At 70.4% G+C, this 16,437-nt stretch carries 11 protein-coding genes and 1 pseudogene; 9 read left to right on the top strand and 3 right to left on the bottom strand.

The window, feature by feature from the left end:
- The first annotated feature begins 201 nt into the window (after positions 1-201).
- The 7 genes and pseudogenes from AB0R04_RS26015 (at position 202) to AB0R04_RS25985 (ending at position 10,151) form a co-directional block, all read left to right on the top strand.
- Positions 202-942: a hypothetical protein gene (locus AB0R04_RS26015; RefSeq protein ID WP_079135799.1), complete on the top strand. Its 741-nt coding sequence runs from the start codon at positions 202-204 to the stop codon at positions 940-942.
- Positions 943-1,057: 115 nt separating this feature from the next.
- Positions 1,058-2,593 (top strand): annotated as a pseudogene (gene lysX / locus AB0R04_RS26010) (bifunctional lysylphosphatidylglycerol synthetase/lysine--tRNA ligase LysX); the annotation flags it as partial.
- Positions 2,594-2,855: 262 nt separating this feature from the next.
- Positions 2,856-3,293, top strand: coding sequence for a BlaI/MecI/CopY family transcriptional regulator (locus AB0R04_RS26005; RefSeq protein ID WP_079135797.1), 438 nt, complete (start codon positions 2,856-2,858; stop codon positions 3,291-3,293).
- A 10-nt stretch (positions 3,294-3,303) separates the two neighbouring features.
- A complete protein-coding gene (locus tag AB0R04_RS26000; protein WP_363375197.1) occupies positions 3,304-3,840 on the top strand; it encodes an amino-acid N-acetyltransferase in 537 nt (178 codons plus the stop codon).
- A gap of 91 nt (positions 3,841-3,931) precedes the next feature.
- A complete protein-coding gene (locus AB0R04_RS25995) occupies positions 3,932-4,282 on the top strand; it encodes an Lsr2 family protein (RefSeq protein ID WP_063348825.1) in 351 nt (116 codons plus the stop codon).
- Between the two features lie 650 nt (positions 4,283-4,932).
- Positions 4,933-7,452: an ATP-dependent Clp protease ATP-binding subunit gene (locus AB0R04_RS25990; protein ID WP_063348824.1), complete on the top strand. Its 2,520-nt coding sequence runs from the start codon at positions 4,933-4,935 to the stop codon at positions 7,450-7,452.
- A gap of 341 nt (positions 7,453-7,793) precedes the next feature.
- Positions 7,794-10,151, top strand: a complete 2,358-nt coding sequence (locus AB0R04_RS25985; protein ID WP_363375195.1) for an immune inhibitor A domain-containing protein — start codon at positions 7,794-7,796, stop codon at positions 10,149-10,151.
- 99 nt (positions 10,152-10,250) lie between these two features.
- On the opposite strand, the gene AB0R04_RS25980 is transcribed toward AB0R04_RS25985, so the two are convergent.
- A complete protein-coding gene (locus AB0R04_RS25980; RefSeq protein ID WP_363375192.1) occupies positions 10,251-11,444 on the bottom strand; it encodes a beta-eliminating lyase-related protein in 1,194 nt (397 codons plus the stop codon).
- A gap of 373 nt (positions 11,445-11,817) precedes the next feature.
- Here AB0R04_RS25980 and AB0R04_RS25975 point away from each other — a divergent pair, with 373 nt between their 5' ends.
- Complete coding sequence (locus tag AB0R04_RS25975; RefSeq protein WP_363375190.1) at positions 11,818-12,762, top strand: M23 family metallopeptidase; 945 nt, start codon at positions 11,818-11,820, stop codon at positions 12,760-12,762.
- A 64-nt stretch (positions 12,763-12,826) separates the two neighbouring features.
- Here AB0R04_RS25975 and AB0R04_RS25970 read toward each other — a convergent pair whose 3' ends face one another.
- Positions 12,827-13,462, bottom strand: coding sequence for a TetR/AcrR family transcriptional regulator (locus AB0R04_RS25970; protein ID WP_063348820.1), 636 nt, complete (start codon positions 13,460-13,462; stop codon positions 12,827-12,829).
- Between the two features lie 219 nt (positions 13,463-13,681).
- Here AB0R04_RS25970 and AB0R04_RS25965 point away from each other — a divergent pair, with 219 nt between their 5' ends.
- Positions 13,682-15,289: an MDR family MFS transporter gene (locus AB0R04_RS25965; RefSeq protein WP_363375187.1), complete on the top strand. Its 1,608-nt coding sequence runs from the start codon at positions 13,682-13,684 to the stop codon at positions 15,287-15,289.
- An 85-nt stretch (positions 15,290-15,374) separates the two neighbouring features.
- Here AB0R04_RS25965 and AB0R04_RS25960 read toward each other — a convergent pair whose 3' ends face one another.
- Positions 15,375-16,250, bottom strand: a complete 876-nt coding sequence (locus tag AB0R04_RS25960) for an A/G-specific adenine glycosylase (protein WP_063351300.1) — start codon at positions 16,248-16,250, stop codon at positions 15,375-15,377.
- Positions 16,251-16,437 lie beyond the last annotated feature (187 nt).

Raw genomic sequence — 16,437 nt, 5'->3', positions numbered from 1 at the left:
TCGACAAGGTGCTGGAGCTCGCCGAGGGCACCCGGTTCCAGGTGCTCAGCCCGGTGGTGCGCGAGCGCAAGGGCGAGTTCGTCGACCTCTTCGCCCGACGCGCGTCCTCCCCCACCCCCGCGGCCGATTCCGCCGGGCCGAACGTGGGGCGTCGGCGCGACGCTACCGACAAATCGGATATTCCTCACGTAGTGTCAGCCCATGCCTACGCCACACGGATCGCGCGGCGGCATGGCCTTCAGCGCCGACGAAGTCCGCGTGCTGCGCCGCGCCCTCGCCCAAGCCCTGCACCCCGCCGTCCCCGTCCACCTCCAGCTCCCCGACCGTCCGGTGTTCGCCGGCCCGGGCGCCGAGCTGTGGGCGGAGGACGTCCAGGACGCGCTGCGTCTGACCGAGGCGATCGACGAGGCCGTCCAGGAGGGCGGCCGGCTGCGCGCCTTCCTGCTCGCCGACCTCGGGCGCTACCGGGCAGCCCTGCCCGGCAGTGCCCCCGGCTACCTGGAACGCCTGGAGGAGGCCGTGACCGACGGCTACCTGCCCGGCCCGGAGGACCTCACCGCGCTGCGCGGGCTGACCCGCCAGCCGTGCGGCCACGGCGAACGCGCCCGCCGCTCCCGGCTGGCCGGCCGCTGCCACGCGCTGGCCGAGGCCGCCGTCCGCGAACGGCTCGCCCTCACCACCGGGCAGCACCGCCACCTCGTCGTCGTACCGAGCCCCGCCGCACCCCCGAGCAGTCTCCCCACCCCTGTTGGAGGACGGATCACGATGAGCAGCACCGACTCCCCCGCCGAGCGGCCCACCGCCCCCCAGAACCCGCCCCGCCCGCACCGGATGCCCACCCCGGCCGAACTCTTCGGGCGCCGCCCCAAGCCCCCCGCCCACCCCGCGCCCCCGGCCGCCCCGGATCCCGACGAGATCGAACTCGCCACCGGCACCGGCTGAGCCGCCCGCGCCCGAGGAGGGGGACCGCCGACGCGGTCCCCCTCCTGCGTTATCCCGTGGCGGAGCACGGTGTGTGGCTGGCTACCCTTGTGGGGTGAGCGATCAGAGCCCCATCCCCGCGACCGACGACCTTCCCGAGCAGATGCGCGTCCGGCGCGAGAAGCTGGACCGGCTCCGGGCGGCCGGTGTCGACCCCTACCCGGTCGGCTTCCCCCGCACCAGCACCATCGCGGACCTGCGCGCCAAGCACCCCGACCTGGAGCCCGACACCGCGACCGGTGAGCGGGCCGGCGTCACCGGCCGGGTGATCCTCTCCCGCACCGGCGGCAAGCTCTGCTTCGCCACGCTGCGCGACGGCACCGGCGACCTCCAGGTGATGTTCTCCCTGGACAAGCTGGGAGCGGAGCGGCTGGCGGCCTGGAAGACGGACATCGACCTGGGCGACCAGGTCGGCGTCGAGGGCGAGGTGATCACCTCCAAGCGCGGCGAGCTGTCGGTGATGGTGGACCGCTGGGAGCTCACCGCCAAGTGCCTGCGCCCGCTGCCGGACAAGCACAAGGGCCTGACCGACCCGGAGGCCCGGGTCCGCCAGCGGTACGTCGACCTGATCGTCAACCCCGAGGCCCGCGAGATCCTGCACCTGCGCAGCAAGGTGGTCCGCTCGATCCGCCGCACCTACGAGGACCGCGGCTACATCGAGGTCGAGACCCCGATGCTGCAGCCGGTGCACGGCGGCGCCAACGCCCGCCCGTTCAAGACGCACATCAACGCGTACGACATCGACCTCTACATGCGCATCGCCCCCGAGCTGTACCTCAAGCGGCTGGTGGTCGGCGGCGCCGAGAAGGTCTTCGAGATCAACCGCAACTTCCGCAACGAGGGCGCGGACTCCACCCACAACCCGGAGTTCACCTCGCTGGAGTCGTACGAGGCGTACGGCGACTACGACACCCAGGCCGAGCTGATCCGCGAGACGATCGTCAACGCGGCCCGGGACGCGCTGGGCACCACGGTGATCAAGGGCCTGGACGCGCACGGCGTGGAGCACGAGATCGACCTGGCCGAGCCGTGGGAGGCGGTCTCCGTCTACCCGGGCATCTCCGCCCGCCTGGGCGTCGAGGTCACCCCGGAGACCGGCGTCGAGGAGCTGCGCAAGCTGGCCTTCGACCACGGCATCCCGTTCGACAAGGACTGGGGCCACGGTCAGATCGTGCTGGAGATGGTCGAGCGCCTGCTGGAGGAGAACGCCGTCCGGCCGACCTTCATCAAGGACTACCCGACCGAGGTCTCCCCGCTGACCCGCCAGCACCGCTCGGTGCCGGGCGTGGCCGAGAAGTGGGACCTGGTGATCTTCGGTACCGAGATCGGCACCGCCTACTCCGAGCTGGTCGACCCGGTCGAGCAGCGCGCCCGCCTGACCGCGCAGTCCCTGCTGGCGGCCGGCGGCGACGTCGAGGCGATGCAGATCGACGAGGACTTCCTGCGGGCCCTGGAGTACGCGATGCCGCCGACCGGCGGCCTCGGCCTCGGGGTGGACCGCCTGATCATGCTGCTGACCGGCAAGAACATCCGGGAGACCGTGCTCTTCCCGCTGGTGAAGCCGGAGGCGAAGGCTTCCGCCGCGACGGCGGAGAAGACCGAGGAGGAGTGACTGATGGACTACGTCAGCGCGATCGTGCCGCCGCTGGTCATGGCGATCGGCTTCGGATTCCTGGTGCGGGCCATCATCCGCAGCCAGGGCGGAGCCCAGAAGGCCAAGGAAGACCTCGACTGACCCGCGAGCGAACCCGCGACTGACACCGTCAGCCGCCGAACCACCGACGCGCCGCCATTCCCGATTCCGGGGGTGGCGGCGCGCCGGTTTGGCGCACTTCACAAGATTTGCCCCATTCACTCCCTATCCTGGCCGCACTATGGTCCGGCAACTCGGTGAACTTGAGAACGCCATCATGACCCGGGTGTGGCAGTGGAACCGACCGGTGACGGTTCGCGAGGTTCTCCTGGATCTGCAGTCGGAACGCGAAATCGCGTACACCACGGTGATGACCGTCCTGGACAAGCTCCACAGAAAGGGCTGGCTGCGCCGCGAGCGGGTCGGCCGGGCCTATCGATATGAACCGGTCTCGTCCCGCGAGGCGTACACCGCGGCGCTGATGAACGACGCGTGGGCCACCAGTGACAATCCGGCCGCGGCCCTGGTGCACTTCTTCGGCCTGATGTCGCCCGGCCAGCGCGAGGCACTGCGGGACGCCTTGCGGGTCGCCGCTCTGTTCCCGTCGGATCCGGCCCCCGCCGAATCCGCGGAGCCGGGACCGGATACCGGGGAGACCCCGCCGGGCGCGACACGATAACGTCCCGGCCATGGAGGTCACCATCCGCCGTGCGCGGACCACGGACGTGCGGACCGTACGCGGGCTCATCGACGCCTACTCACGCGACGGCATTCTGCTCGACAAGCCCACAGTCACACTGTTCGAATCCGTCCAGGAGTTCTGGGTCGCCGAACGCGCCGACACCGGTGCGGTGGTGGCCTGCGGCGCCCTGCACGTGATGTGGGAGGACCTGGCCGAAGTCCGCACGCTCGCCGTCGATCCGTCCTGCCGGGGCTTCGGGGTCGGACATCTGCTGCTGGAGAAGCTGCTGCAGACCGCACGCTGGCTCGGCGTCCGTCGGATTTTCTGCTTGACGTTCGAGGTTCCGTTCTTCGCGAAACACGGTTTCGTCGAGATCGGTGAGCTTCAGGAAACCGATGATGGTACGACAGACCCGGCGGCGATCGCTACGGATGTCTATGAAGAACTTCTCCGCTCGTACGATGAAGGTGTCGCGGAGTTCCTTGACCTGGAGCGGGTGAAGCCCAACACACTGGGCAACTCGCGCATGCTGCTGCACCTCTGAGCGGCTCCGCGCCGGTCAAGGGTTTGTGTTTTCCGGAGAAAGGCGCTTTCCTTTCCTTAGGCAATGGGTCGTTTAGCGGAAAGGGAAGCCCGTGGCACAGAGGGTGCAGGTCATTCTTGAAGACGATCTCGACGGTGGTTCGGCGGACGAGACGGTGACGTTCGCGCTCGACGGCGTTGCCTACGAGATCGACCTGAAGAGCGCCAACGCGGACAAGCTGCGCGGTCTGCTGGCGCCGTACGTGGAGAAGGGCCGCAAGCAGAGCGGCCGGCTCGCCGGCCCGCGGCGCCCGGGTCGCGGCACCGCGCCGCGCCCCTCCGGCAGCGCGCCGGACACCGCGAAGATCCGCGCGTGGGCCAAGGAGCAGGGCATGGAGGTCAACGACCGCGGCCGGGTGCCGAGCACCGTCCGCGAGGCCTACGACAAGGCCAACGCGTCCTGACCCCGGCGCCGCCGGAACGCCGGAGCGGATGCGGGGCCCCGGCGGCCGCACACGGCGCCGACGACACACGCGCGGGGCGCGGAGGACTCTCCTCCGCGCCCCGCGGCGCGCACCCCGGGGGCCGCAGCAGCACCGGTACCGGGGGGCGTCCGGGGCGCGGGCTCGGGCGGCGGAACAATCACGAGCTGTGCAACGCTGTAAGGGCGAAGCGGTAACGCCGGCACCACCGGGCGGCGTACCTGCCGCACCGGCCGTGCCGAACCGCCGTCGCCGCGACGCGACTTCTCGCCAGGCGAACACCGCCACCGCGGAAACTGCGCGAGAAGCGCCCCGATACCGGGTATGAATGCAGGTGGACGGGTTCTTGGACCCGTCCAGGGGCAGCATGCGTGACCGGCCGGAGACGGCCCGGCTCCGCCCCGGCGGTTCTTGTTCGCCGATGGCGTAGCGGTATCCGGTGCATCCGGGCCACCTGTGGGAACACCGTTTCCCAGCATCAGGTTGGGATTGGTGTCGGATGGTCGCGCAGCATCTCGCTCCCGTACCGGGGAGTGAATCCGTGGGCCGCGCCGCTGAGCGGGACTAGCATGCGGAAGGACAGGGCGGGGACCGACCCCGAACTGCCCGACCGCTCTGAGGAGCGATAAACGATGTTCGAGAGGTTCACCGACCGCGCGCGGCGGGTTGTCGTCCTGGCTCAGGAAGAAGCCCGGATGCTCAACCACAACTACATCGGCACCGAGCACATCCTCCTGGGTCTGATCCACGAGGGCGAGGGCGTCGCCGCCAAGGCCCTGGAGAGCCTCGGGATTTCCCTTGAGGCCGTGCGCCAGCAGGTCGAGGAGATCATCGGCCAGGGGCAGCAGGCCCCGTCCGGCCACATTCCCTTCACCCCGCGGGCGAAGAAGGTCCTGGAGCTGTCGCTCCGGGAGGCGCTGCAGCTCGGCCACAACTACATCGGCACCGAGCACATCCTGCTCGGTCTGATCCGCGAGGGCGAGGGCGTCGCCGCCCAGGTCCTGGTCAAGCTGGGCGCCGACCTCAACCGGGTGCGCCAGCAGGTCATCCAGCTGCTCTCCGGCTACCAGACCGGCGGCGGCAAGGAGTCGGCCACGGCCGGCGGGCCCGCCGAGGGCACCCCGTCGACCTCGCTGGTCCTGGACCAGTTCGGCCGCAACCTCACCCAGGCCGCCCGCGAGGCCAAGCTCGACCCGGTCATCGGGCGCGAGAAGGAGATCGAGCGGGTCATGCAGGTGCTGTCCCGCCGCACCAAGAACAACCCGGTCCTGATCGGCGAGCCCGGCGTGGGCAAGACCGCCGTGGTCGAGGGCCTGGCGCAGGCGATCGTCAAGGGCGAGGTCCCGGAGACGCTCAAGGACAAGCAGCTCTACACGCTGGACCTGGGCGCCCTGGTGGCCGGCTCGCGCTACCGCGGTGACTTCGAGGAGCGCCTGAAGAAGGTGCTCAAGGAGATCCGCACCCGCGGCGACATCATCCTGTTCATCGACGAGCTGCACACCCTGGTCGGCGCGGGCGCCGCCGAGGGCGCCATCGACGCCGCCAGCATCCTCAAGCCGATGCTGGCCCGCGGCGAGCTGCAGACCATCGGTGCCACCACCCTGGACGAGTACCGCAAGCACCTGGAGAAGGACGCCGCGCTGGAGCGCCGCTTCCAGCCGATCCAGGTCGCCGAGCCGTCGCTGCCGCACACCATCGAGATCCTCAAGGGTCTGCGCGACCGCTACGAGGCCCACCACCGGGTCTCCATCACGGACTCCGCGCTGGTCGCCGCCGCCACCCTGGCCGACCGCTACATCTCGGACCGCTTCCTGCCGGACAAGGCGATCGACCTGATCGACGAGGCCGGCTCCCGAATGCGCATCCGCCGGATGACCGCGCCGCCGGACCTGCGCGAGTTCGACGAGAAGATCGCCGACGTGCGCCGCGAGAAGGAGAGCGCGATCGACGCGCAGGACTTCGAGAAGGCCGCGTCCCTGCGCGACGACGAGAAGCAGCTCCTCCAGGCCAAGGCCAAGCGCGAGAAGGAGTGGAAGGCCGGCGACATGGACGTCGTCGCGGAGGTCAACGAGGAGCTCATCGCCGAGGTCCTGGCCACCGCCACCGGCATCCCGGTCTTCAAGCTGACCGAGGAGGAGACCTCGCGGCTGCTGCGCATGGAGGACGAGCTGCACAAGCGCGTCATCGGCCAGAAGGACGCCATCAAGGCGCTCTCCCAGGCCATCCGGCGCACCCGTGCGGGCCTCAAGGACCCGAAGCGCCCCGGCGGCTCGTTCATCTTCGCCGGCCCGTCCGGCGTCGGTAAGACCGAGCTGTCCAAGACGCTCGCCGAGTTCCTCTTCGGCGACGAGGACGCGCTGATCGCGCTCGACATGTCCGAGTTCTCCGAGAAGCACACCGTCTCCCGGCTCTTCGGTTCGCCCCCCGGGTACGTGGGCTACGAGGAGGGCGGCCAGCTGACCGAGAAGGTCCGCCGCAAGCCGTTCTCCGTCGTCCTCTTCGACGAGGTCGAGAAGGCCCACCCGGACATCTTCAACTCGCTGCTGCAGATCCTGGAGGACGGTCGCCTGACCGACTCCCAGGGCCGCGTGGTCGACTTCAAGAACACCGTCATCATCATGACGACCAACCTCGGCACCCGGGACATCTCCAAGGGCTTCAACCTGGGCTTCGCGGCCACGGGTGACTCCACGACCGGGTACGAGCGGATGAAGGCGAAGGTCGGCGAGGAGCTCAAGCAGCACTTCCGCCCCGAGTTCCTGAACCGCGTCGACGACATCGTGGTGTTCCACCAGCTGTCCGAGGAAGACATCATCCAGATCGTCGACCTGATGATCGACAAGGTGGACGGCCGCCTCAAGGACAAGGACATGGGCCTGGAGCTCAGCGTCGAGGCCAAGAAGCTGCTGGCCAAGCGCGGCTACGACCCGATCCTGGGCGCCCGGCCGCTGCGTCGCACCATCCAGCGCGAGATCGAGGACCACCTCTCCGAGAAGATCCTCTTCGGCGAGCTGCGGGCCGGCCACATCGTGGTCGTCGGTGTCGAGGGTGAGGGCAAGGAGGCCAAGTTCACCTTCCGCGGTGAGGAGAAGTCGGCCGTCGCGGACACCCCGGCCGAGGTCGCCTCGTCCGGTCCGGACCTGACGAAGTAGCAACATTTAACAGACAACTTCACAGCTACCGAGCCCCCGGCATCCACGCCGGGGGCTCGGTGCGTTCCGGCCGGCCGGACCGGGGGTGACCGTGGGCGAGGGCGGATGGCCTCGCGGCGGGCTGGTGCGGGTGCGTCCGATTTCTCAGTAAGCTTTAACGGACATACGGTTGACATATGGTCAGCTGATGGGAAGTTGCGCAGGATAGCGCCGTGGCCATGTCATGGTCAAGGGCTATCTTTTTTGTCCACGCTTGTATCAAATGACGTCCACCTGTCTTTCATTTTGGTTTGCCGGGCTTTGGCCAAGAGCTGGCCCCGGTCGGGGAGGACGTCACAACTTTGAAGAACATCAGGAGATCCGCTGCGGCTGCCACGGCCGCAGCGGTCATAGTCGCGCTCGGCGCGGGCCTGTTCCCGGCCACCGCCGTCGCCGCGGGCTCGGCTCCCGCACCCAGGGACCCGGCCGACGCCGTCCAGTCCGCCAACATCGAGCACAACCTGCCGGGCCCGCTGACCGAGAAGGTCGAGGCCGAGCAGAAGGCCGCCACCGAGCAGCTGATCGCGGGCACCGCCCAGGTCGAGCAGCACAACGGCAGCAGCAGCATCAAGCTGGGCAAGGACAAGTACGTGGAGCTCGGTCGCGAGCGCACGGACAAGATCTTCACCATCCTCGTCGACTTCGGCGACCAGGTGGACAACACCACCAAGACCGCAGACGGCAAGGTCATGTACGGCGGTGAGGCCGGCCCGAAGCACAACGAGATCGAGAAGCCGGACCGCGCCAACGACAACTCGACCGCCTGGCAGGCCGACTACAACCAGCAGCACTTCCAGGAGCTGTACTTCTCCAAGGACAAGCCCTCGCTGAAGACCTTCTACGAGAAGCAGTCCTCGGGCCGCTACTCGGTCGACGGCGTGGTCTCGGACTGGGTGCGGGTGCCGTGGAACGAGGCCCGGTACGGCTCGGACTACTGCGGCTCCAACGTCTGCGACAGCGCCCAGGACCTGATCCGCGACGCCGTGGACATCTGGTACAAGGACCAGCTGGCCAAGGGGCAGACCAAGGAGCAGCTCAAGGCCACCCTGGCGTCGTACGACCAGTGGGACCGCTACGGTTCCCACAACGACGGGAACTTCAACCAGCCCGACGGGTACATCGACCACTTCCAGATCGTGCACGCCGGTGAGGACAAGTCGGCCGGCGGCGGCAAGCAGGGCAGCAAGGCCCTGTGGGCCCACCGCGCTTACGCCTACGGCAACCTGAACGGCCAGGCGGGCCCGGCCGACAACAAGCTCGGCGGCATCCAGGTCGGCGACTCCGGCTTCTGGATCGGCGACTACACGATGCAGCCGGAGAACGGCGGCCTCGGCGTCTTCGCGCACGAGTACGGCCACGACCTCGGTCTGCCGGACCTCTACGACACCGCCGGCACCGGCATCGACAACTCGGTCGGCTTCTGGTCGCTGATGTCCTCCGGTTCCTGGCTCGGCGAGGGCAAGGGCGCCATCGGCGACATGCCGAACGACCTCGACGCCTGGAGCAAGCTCAAGCTCGGCTGGCTGAAGTTCGACAAGGCCAAGGCCGGCACCGAGTCGACCCACCACATCGGCCCGGTCGAGTACAACAGCAGCCTCCCGCAGGCCCTGGTCGTCGAGCTGCCGAAGAAGACCATCCCCACCGACATCAACAAGCCCGCTTCGGGCAAGAGCGAGTGGTGGAGCGGCAGCGCCGACAACCTGAACGTCACGCTCACCCGTGACATCGACCTGACCGGCAAGACCAAGGCCAGCCTGAACGCCAAGGCCTGGTACGAGCTGGAGGCGAACTTCGACTACGCCTTCGCCGAGGTCTCCACCGACGGCGGCACCAACTGGACCGCCCTGGACGGCACCTGGAACGGCAAGCCGATCACGAAGGACGCCGGCGGCCGCGCGGCCCTGACCGGCCTCACCGCCGCCTGGGGCGACGTGTCCTTCTCGCTGGACGCCTACGCCGGCAAGGCCGTCAAGGTCCGCTTCCACAACACCACCGACGGTGGCCTGCACTACCGCGGCTTCGCCGTCGACGACATCTCGGTGACCGCCGACGGTTCGACGATCTTCAGCGACGACGTCGAGAACGGTGACAACGGCTGGGTGGCCAAGGGCTTCACCCGCTTCGCCGGCAGCTACACCAAGGACTACGGGCAGTACTACATCGCGGAGAACCGCCAGTACGTCTCCTTCGACCAGACCCTGAAGACCGGCCCGTACAACTTCGGTTGGGGCAACAGCCGGCCGAAGTGGGTCGAGTACTACCCGTACCAGCCCGGTCTGCTGATCTGGTTCTGGGACGAGTCGCAGCCCAACAACAACGTCAGCGCCCACCCGGGCCACGGTCTGATCCTGCCGATCGACTCGCACCCGACCCCGCTCAAGTGGAGCGACGGCGCCCTGCTGCGTCCGCGCATGCAGGGTTACGACTCGACCTTCGGCTCGCGCAAGACCAGCCAGCTGACCCTGCACAAGAACGGCGTCGAGACGGTCGTCCCGAAGGCCAAGGGTGTCGACGAGTTCTCGGACCTGAAGTCGTGGTGGTCCAAGGACAACCCGTACAGCGGCGTGGACGTCCCGAAGACCGGTACCAGCATCGAGGTCGAGAACGAGTCCTCGAACTACCTGGAGACCTGGATCCGGGTCCGCCCGGTCGACAACTGATCGGTCGAGCAGTAGCGATCAGCCTGTGACCAGGCGGTTCTGACCCACCACGTCCGGCCCGTCCCCGCATCGCGCGGGGGCGGGCCGGACGCTTTCCGGTCAGGCCCCGCCGCGGCTCCCGCCGGCCCCGGCGCCCCGGGCCGGCAGCCGGTCCAGGAAGGCGGCGGCCGCCTCGGCGACGTCCGCCGGCGTCCAGTCGAGCGCGGACGCCGACACCGTGACCTCCGTCATCGCCAGGCCCGGCAGGTCCCGCTCGCGCCAGCCGCCGAACAGGGCGACCCCGGTCTCCTCGGCCAGCCCCAGCCCGGCCTCGTCCAACTCCCCGGCGGCGTACGGCAGCCAGAGCTGGAACTGGTGGGTGTGCGGCGGGGCCGGGTGCACCCGGGCGCCGGGGACCGCCGCGAAGGCCGCGTCCAGCGCCTCGGCGACCACCTTGGCGTGCGTCACGTACCGCTCCAGCAGCGGGAGTCGGGCGTCCAGCCCGGCCAGCGCGGCGAGCGCCGCCGGCCACTGCTGGTAGAGCTGGCCGCCGTACCGGTGCCGCCAGGCCTTGGCGGTGCGGACGAAGCCCCGCGAACCGGCCAGCGCGGCGCCGCTGATGCCGCCGAGCGTCTTGTAGAAGGACACGTAGACCGAGTCGGCCAGCGCGACGATCTCCGGCAGCGGGTGTCCGAGGTGGAACACCGACTCCCAGATCCGGGCACCGTCCAGGTGCAGGGCCGCGCCGCACTCCTCCCGGACGACCCCGGCCAGCGCCGCCAGCTCCGCCCAGTCGGGCAGCACGAAGCCGGCCTCGCGCAGCGGCAGCTCCAGGCTGAGCGCGGCGTACGGCTCGTCGAAGGAGCGCAGCTCCGCGACGGTGGGCTGGCGCGGAGCCGTGGTCGGCCAGACGCTGCGCAGGCCGGTCAGCACGCCGAGCGCGTGCCGCTCGTGCTGGTCGGTGTGGGCCAGCGGGTGGGTCGCGACGGTACGCAGCCCGGCCGCCTCGGCGTGGATCCGCAGGGCGACCTGCTGGGCCATGGTGCCGGTGGGGAAGAAGGCCGCGTCCTCGGTGCCGAGCAGGTCGGCGACCGTGCGTTCCAGGGTGCGGACCACGCCGTCGCCGTACTGGTCCGGGCGGTGGTCCAGGTCGTGGCCGCCGCCCTCCCCCGCGAGGGCGGCGAGGCGTTCGCGCATGCTCTGCGGCCGGTCGCCGGACAGGATCCGCTCGCAGCCGCGCAGGGCGGCGAAGCGGCGGTCCGGCAGGCTCGGGCGGTCATTGCCGTCGAGGTCTTCGCTCCTGTTGCCATACATGCGTCGATGGTCCCCCAGCGGGCCCGTCAGGTCAGCGGGGCGGACAGCGGAAAGGGGTGTGCGGCCGACCCAAACCCTGGACGGGCGTGGTGCTGGTCACACCGGCCGGGCTCCCTTCGGGCGCGGTACGACCGGCGGTAGTAGCCCGGCCGCGGGCGCGGGCGGCCTGCCGCGGGCCGGTGGCAGATGATCCGATCTCATGATCATTACTCCGTCAGCTTGAATCTCCGGCGCAACGCCGACTACACGCCGTAGTACGTCACGCCGTTTGGGACTCCGCTCGGTGACCGTTACACCTGAGTGGTCCCCCGCTCAGCACGCGCCCGAACGGGCACTTCGTGCTGCCCTCGTCCACCGTGAGGTACGGCTACCGATGTCCTCTGTCCCGCCCGTGGGGCCGGTCCTGCGCCGGCTCGCCGCCCGTACGGCGGCCCAGGCGGCGGCCTGGCAGCCCCGGCTCGGCCATGCCGCCCGCACCCATGCCGCGCCGCTGCGCGCGCTCGCCGCGCCCCGGCACCCGCTGCCCGGCGGGCACCCGCAGGCCGAACGGGAGCGCGCGGTGGTCGCCGCCGGGGCGGCCGCGGTGCTGCTCGCCGGCGCGCTGCTGGTGGCCGCGCCCGGCAGCGCCTCGGCACAGACCGTCCGGCCCACCACGCCCGGCAGCTCGGCCTTCACCGCGCCGCAGGCCGCCGTGCCCAGCCCGGGGCTGGTCCAGGTGGCCGGGCCGAGCCCGTACCGACTCCCGAACGACGGCGACTCGGCGCAGGAGTTCGTGGCGGTGGCCGCCAACCTGCTGCCGGTGGAGCCGCCCGTCGCCGGCGCGCCGGCCGAGGCCCCCGCGCCGGGGCCCGAGGCCGCGCCCGCACCGGAGCCTGCTCCGGCTCCGGCTCCGGCTCCGGCTCCGGCTCCGGAGTGGTCGGCCCCGGTGCCGGACGCACCGACCAGCAATCCGTACGGGGCGGCCAACTCCGAGTACGCCGCCGGGTACCACACCGGGGTGGACTTCGCGGTCGACCCGGGCACGCCGCTGCTGGCGGTCGGGAACGCGACCGTGGTGTCGGCCGGCTGGGACGGCTCGTACGGCAAGGAGGTCGTGCTGCGGCTGGCGGACGGGCACTACGCGCAGTACGCGCACCTGTCCTCGCTCGGGGTCTCGGCGGGGGACCAGGTGTCGGCCGGCGAGCAGATCGGGCGGTCCGGGAGCACCGGCAACTCGACCGGGCCCCATCTGCACTTCGAGATCCGCACCAGCAACCGCTACGGCGCGGTGGTGAACCCGATCGCGTTCCTCGCGGGGCACGGCGTCACCGACTTCTGAGTCCGGCCCCGGCTACCGGTCCGCCCGCCTGCCCGACTGCCCGACTGCCCGTCCGCCCGTCCGCTCAGGAGTGGGCGGGGGCCGGGTGGCCGATCCGGCCACCGATCTCCAGCGCGATCTCCCGGGCCGCCCCGATCGCGTCCTCCAGGGTGGCCGCCGGCGGCCAGGACTCGCCCCACACGTTGTCGCCGTGGTCGCAGTCCGCGGTGTCCTGCTTGAGCAGGAACATCGCCGAGTGGACGGTGAACAGCGACATCGTGGCGCGCAGCCGCTCCCGGAAGTCGGCGTCCGGCCCGTGTACCAGCTGGATCATCGTGATCATGCGGTCCTTGAACGCCAGCCCGGCCGCGGACTCGCGCAGCGCGGGCTGGTTCTCGTGGAAGAAGCGCAGCAGCGGCGCCCGCTCGGCCATCCCGTCGGCGAAGCGGCGGATCAGCTCGTCGCGCATCTCCGGGCTCCAGGACTGCTGCCGGCCCCACGCGATGGTCTCGTCGATCGGCGCGGCCATCCGCTCCACGATGCCCAGGACGATGTCGTCCTTGGTCTTGAAGTGGTAGTAGAGCGCGGCCTTGGTGACGCCGAGGCGGTCGGCGATCTCGCGCAGCGAGGTCTGCTCGTAGCCCTGCTCGGAGAAGAGCTCCAGGGACACCTCGATGATGCGGGACCGCGTGTCGCTGCGGGGGCTGTGCGGAGTGCCCATGGCCTGCCTCATGAGTGCGTCGGTGACTGCTGCGGACCCCGGTGGCGTCCGCCCCGGGCCTATTCTCCCTGCCCAGGTAGCCGGGCGGGAAACTGGCTTGACGACCGGCTAGTAAACAACTTACCGTGCCGACGGTCCACAAACTAGCCGGGCGTCAAGTAAGTGAATCACTGCGCGGCCTCCGCCCGTCCGAAACACCCCTCCGGGAGACACCACCTCATGTCACAGTCCAAGACCACCGGCCCGGTACCGGAGGAGAAGTCAGCCGAGGAGGAGCAGCCGCGGTCACCCCGCGAGATCCGCCTCGTCATGGTCGGCCTGGTCGTCACCATGCTGCTGGCCATGCTCGACAACCTGATCGTCGGCACCGCGATGCCGACCATCGTCGGCGACCTCGGCGGCGCCGAGCACCTGTCCTGGGTCGTCACCTCGTACACCCTGGCCACCGCCGCCTCCACCCCGATCTGGGGCAAGCTCGGCGACCTCTACGGCCGCAAGGGCACCTTCCTCACCTCGATCGTGATCTTCCTGGTGGGCTCGGCGCTGTCCGGCCTGTCGCAGAACATGAACGAGCTGATCGGCTTCCGCGCCCTCCAGGGCCTGGGCGCCGGCGGCCTGATGGTCGGCGTCATGTCGATCATGGGCGCGCTGGTCGCGCCGCGTGACCGCGGCAAGTACCAGGGCATGTTCGCCGCGGTCATGGCCCTCGCCACCATCGGCGGCCCGCTGGTCGGCGGCTTCATCACCGACCACCTGAGCTGGCACTGGACCTTCTACATCAACCTGCCGCTCGGCGTGATCGCGCTCGCCGTGGTCGTCGTCACCCTGAAGCTGCCGAAGGTCCGCAACAACGCCCGGATCGACTACTGGGGCGCCATCCTGCTCACGACGGGCATCACCTCGCTCGTCCTGATCACCACCTGGGGCGGCCAGCAGTACGACTGGGGCTCCAAGCAGATCCTGGGCCTCGCCGCGCTCGCCGCCGCGACGCTGATCGCCTTCTGCTACGTCGAGCAGCGGGTGCAGGAGCCGATGCTGCCGCTGAGCCTGTTCAAGAACCTGAACTTCACCCTGGTCTCGATCATCGGCTTCATCGTCGGCTTCGTGATGTTCGGTGCGACCGTCTTCCTGCCGCTCTACCAGCAGATCGTCCAGGGCGCCTCGGCCACCAACTCCGGCCTGCTGCTGATGCCGATGATGTTCGGCATGCTGGTCGTCTCGCTGGTGGTCGGCCAGGCCGTCACCAAGACCGGCAAGTACCGGATATTCCCGATCATCGGCACCATCGTGATGACCGTCGGCATGGTGCTGCTCTCCACCATGGGCACCGCGACCAGCAGCTTCACCTCCGCCTGCTGGATGGTCGTGCTCGGTGCCGGCATGGGCTTCCTGATGCAGATCACCATGCTGGTCGCGCAGAACAGCGTCGAACTCAAGGACATGGGCGTGGCCAGCTCCACCGCCACCCTGTTCCGCACCATCGGCGGTTCCTTCGGTGTCGCGCTGTTCGGCGCCCTGTTCAACAACCGGGTCACCGACACCATGAAGGAGCGGCTGGGCGACCACGCGGCGGCCGGCGGTGGCGGCGCCGTGAAGGACCCGGGCCAGATGAGCCCGGCGGACCTGCGCAAGCTCCCCGAGAACATCCAGGACGCCTACCACCACGCGGTGTCCAACGGCATGCACACCGTCTTCCTGTGGGGTGCGGGGGTGGCCGTGGTCGCGATCGCCGCCGCGGTGTTCATGCGCGAGGTGCCGCTGCGCGGTACCGGCACGGGCAAGGCGGACAAGTCCGCCGAGGCCTCGCTGGAGGCGGCGGCCGTCTGACCGCCCTCCCGCCGACACGACGGCGCCCCCGGAGGATTCCTCCGGGGGCGCCGTCCCGCGTTCGTGGCCGACTACTCGTGGCCGACTACTGGGGAAGGCGGTAGACGCCCTGCTCGACGGGCTCCACCAGGCCGTCCGCGACCAGGCCGTCCAGCGCCCGGGCCCGCTGCACCGCGTCCGGCCAGACCGCGTCCAGCCGGGCCTGCGGCACCGAGCCGTGCGACTCCCGCAGCACCGCGAGCAGCTTGCCGCGCACCTGCCGGTCCGTCCCCTCGTAGGTCTGGCCGCGCCGGGCCGGGCCCTCGTACGGCGGGCGGCCGGCCCGCTGCCAGGCGCAGTGGGCGAACAGCGGGCAGCCCCCGCACTCCGGGCCGCGCGCGGTGCAGACCAGCGCGCCCAGCTCCATCACGCCGACCGCCCAGGTGGCCGCGGTCTCGGCGTCGTCGGGCAGCAGCGCCGTCGCCGTGCGGCGCTCGGCGGCCGTGGTGGCCTGGGCCGGGTACTCGACGCCGGACACCGCGCGGGCGAACACCCGGCGGACGTTGGTGTCCAGCACCACGTGCCGCTGGCGGAAGGCGAAGGAGGCGACCGCGGCGGCCGTGTACTCCCCGACCCCGGGCAGCGAGAGCAGGGTGGCGTGGTCGTCCGGCACCTCGCCGCCGTGCTCCTCGGTGATCGCCACCGCGGCCGCGTGCAGCCGCAGCGCGCGGCGCGGGTAGCCGAGCCGGCCCCACATCCGGACCGCCTCGCCGGGCGCATCGGCCGCGAGGTCCGCCGGGGTGGGCCAGCGGGTCAGCCACGCCTCCCAGGCGGGCAGCACCCGCTTCACCGGGGTCTGCTGGAGCATGAACTCGCTCACCATGATCGCCCAGGGCGTCGCCTCGGGCGTCCGCCAGGGGAGATCGCGCTTGTCGGCCTCGTACCAGTCGAGGACGGTCGCGTGCAGCAGCGGCAGCGGCATCGGCGGCCGGACGGCGTCCGGTGCGGCGCCTGCCGGGGGGACGGGGGCGGGGGTGACGGTGATGGCAGCCATGGCCCTTCGATCCTCCCATGTCGGCGGGCGCGACCGAAGCGGAGAAAAGCGCTCCGGATACCCCCGTGGATCTCCCGGAAACCTACCGCTTCGGAGCTCCCTCGAACGGCGCAAA

This window comes from Kitasatospora sp. NPDC056731 (assembly GCF_040687675.1).
GTDB lineage: Bacteria > Actinomycetota > Actinomycetes > Streptomycetales > Streptomycetaceae > Kitasatospora.
Note: the sequence above shows the minus strand (reverse complement) of the source record. Positions and strands in the feature narration are given on the sequence as shown.

Bases quoted from the DNA above. Each gene is read 5' to 3' on its own strand.
- AB0R04_RS25990 (WP_063348824.1), top strand. From the start codon at position 4,933: ATGTTCGAGAGGTTCACCGACCGCGCGCGGCGGGTTGTCGTCCTGGCT.
- AB0R04_RS26005 (WP_079135797.1), top strand. From the start codon at position 2,856: ATGGTCCGGCAACTCGGTGAACTTGAGAACGCCATCATGACCCGGGTG.
- AB0R04_RS25965 (WP_363375187.1), top strand. From the start codon at position 13,682: ATGTCACAGTCCAAGACCACCGGCCCGGTACCGGAGGAGAAGTCAGCC.
- AB0R04_RS25975 (WP_363375190.1), top strand. From the start codon at position 11,818: ATGTCCTCTGTCCCGCCCGTGGGGCCGGTCCTGCGCCGGCTCGCCGCC.
- AB0R04_RS26015 (WP_079135799.1), top strand. From the start codon at position 202: ATGCCTACGCCACACGGATCGCGCGGCGGCATGGCCTTCAGCGCCGAC.
- AB0R04_RS25960 (WP_063351300.1), bottom strand. From the start codon at position 16,250: ATGCCGCTGCCGCTGCTGCACGCGACCGTCCTCGACTGGTACGAGGCC.
- AB0R04_RS25980 (WP_363375192.1), bottom strand. From the start codon at position 11,444: ATGTATGGCAACAGGAGCGAAGACCTCGACGGCAATGACCGCCCGAGC.
- AB0R04_RS26000 (WP_363375197.1), top strand. From the start codon at position 3,304: ATGGAGGTCACCATCCGCCGTGCGCGGACCACGGACGTGCGGACCGTA.
- AB0R04_RS25970 (WP_063348820.1), bottom strand. From the start codon at position 13,462: ATGGGCACTCCGCACAGCCCCCGCAGCGACACGCGGTCCCGCATCATC.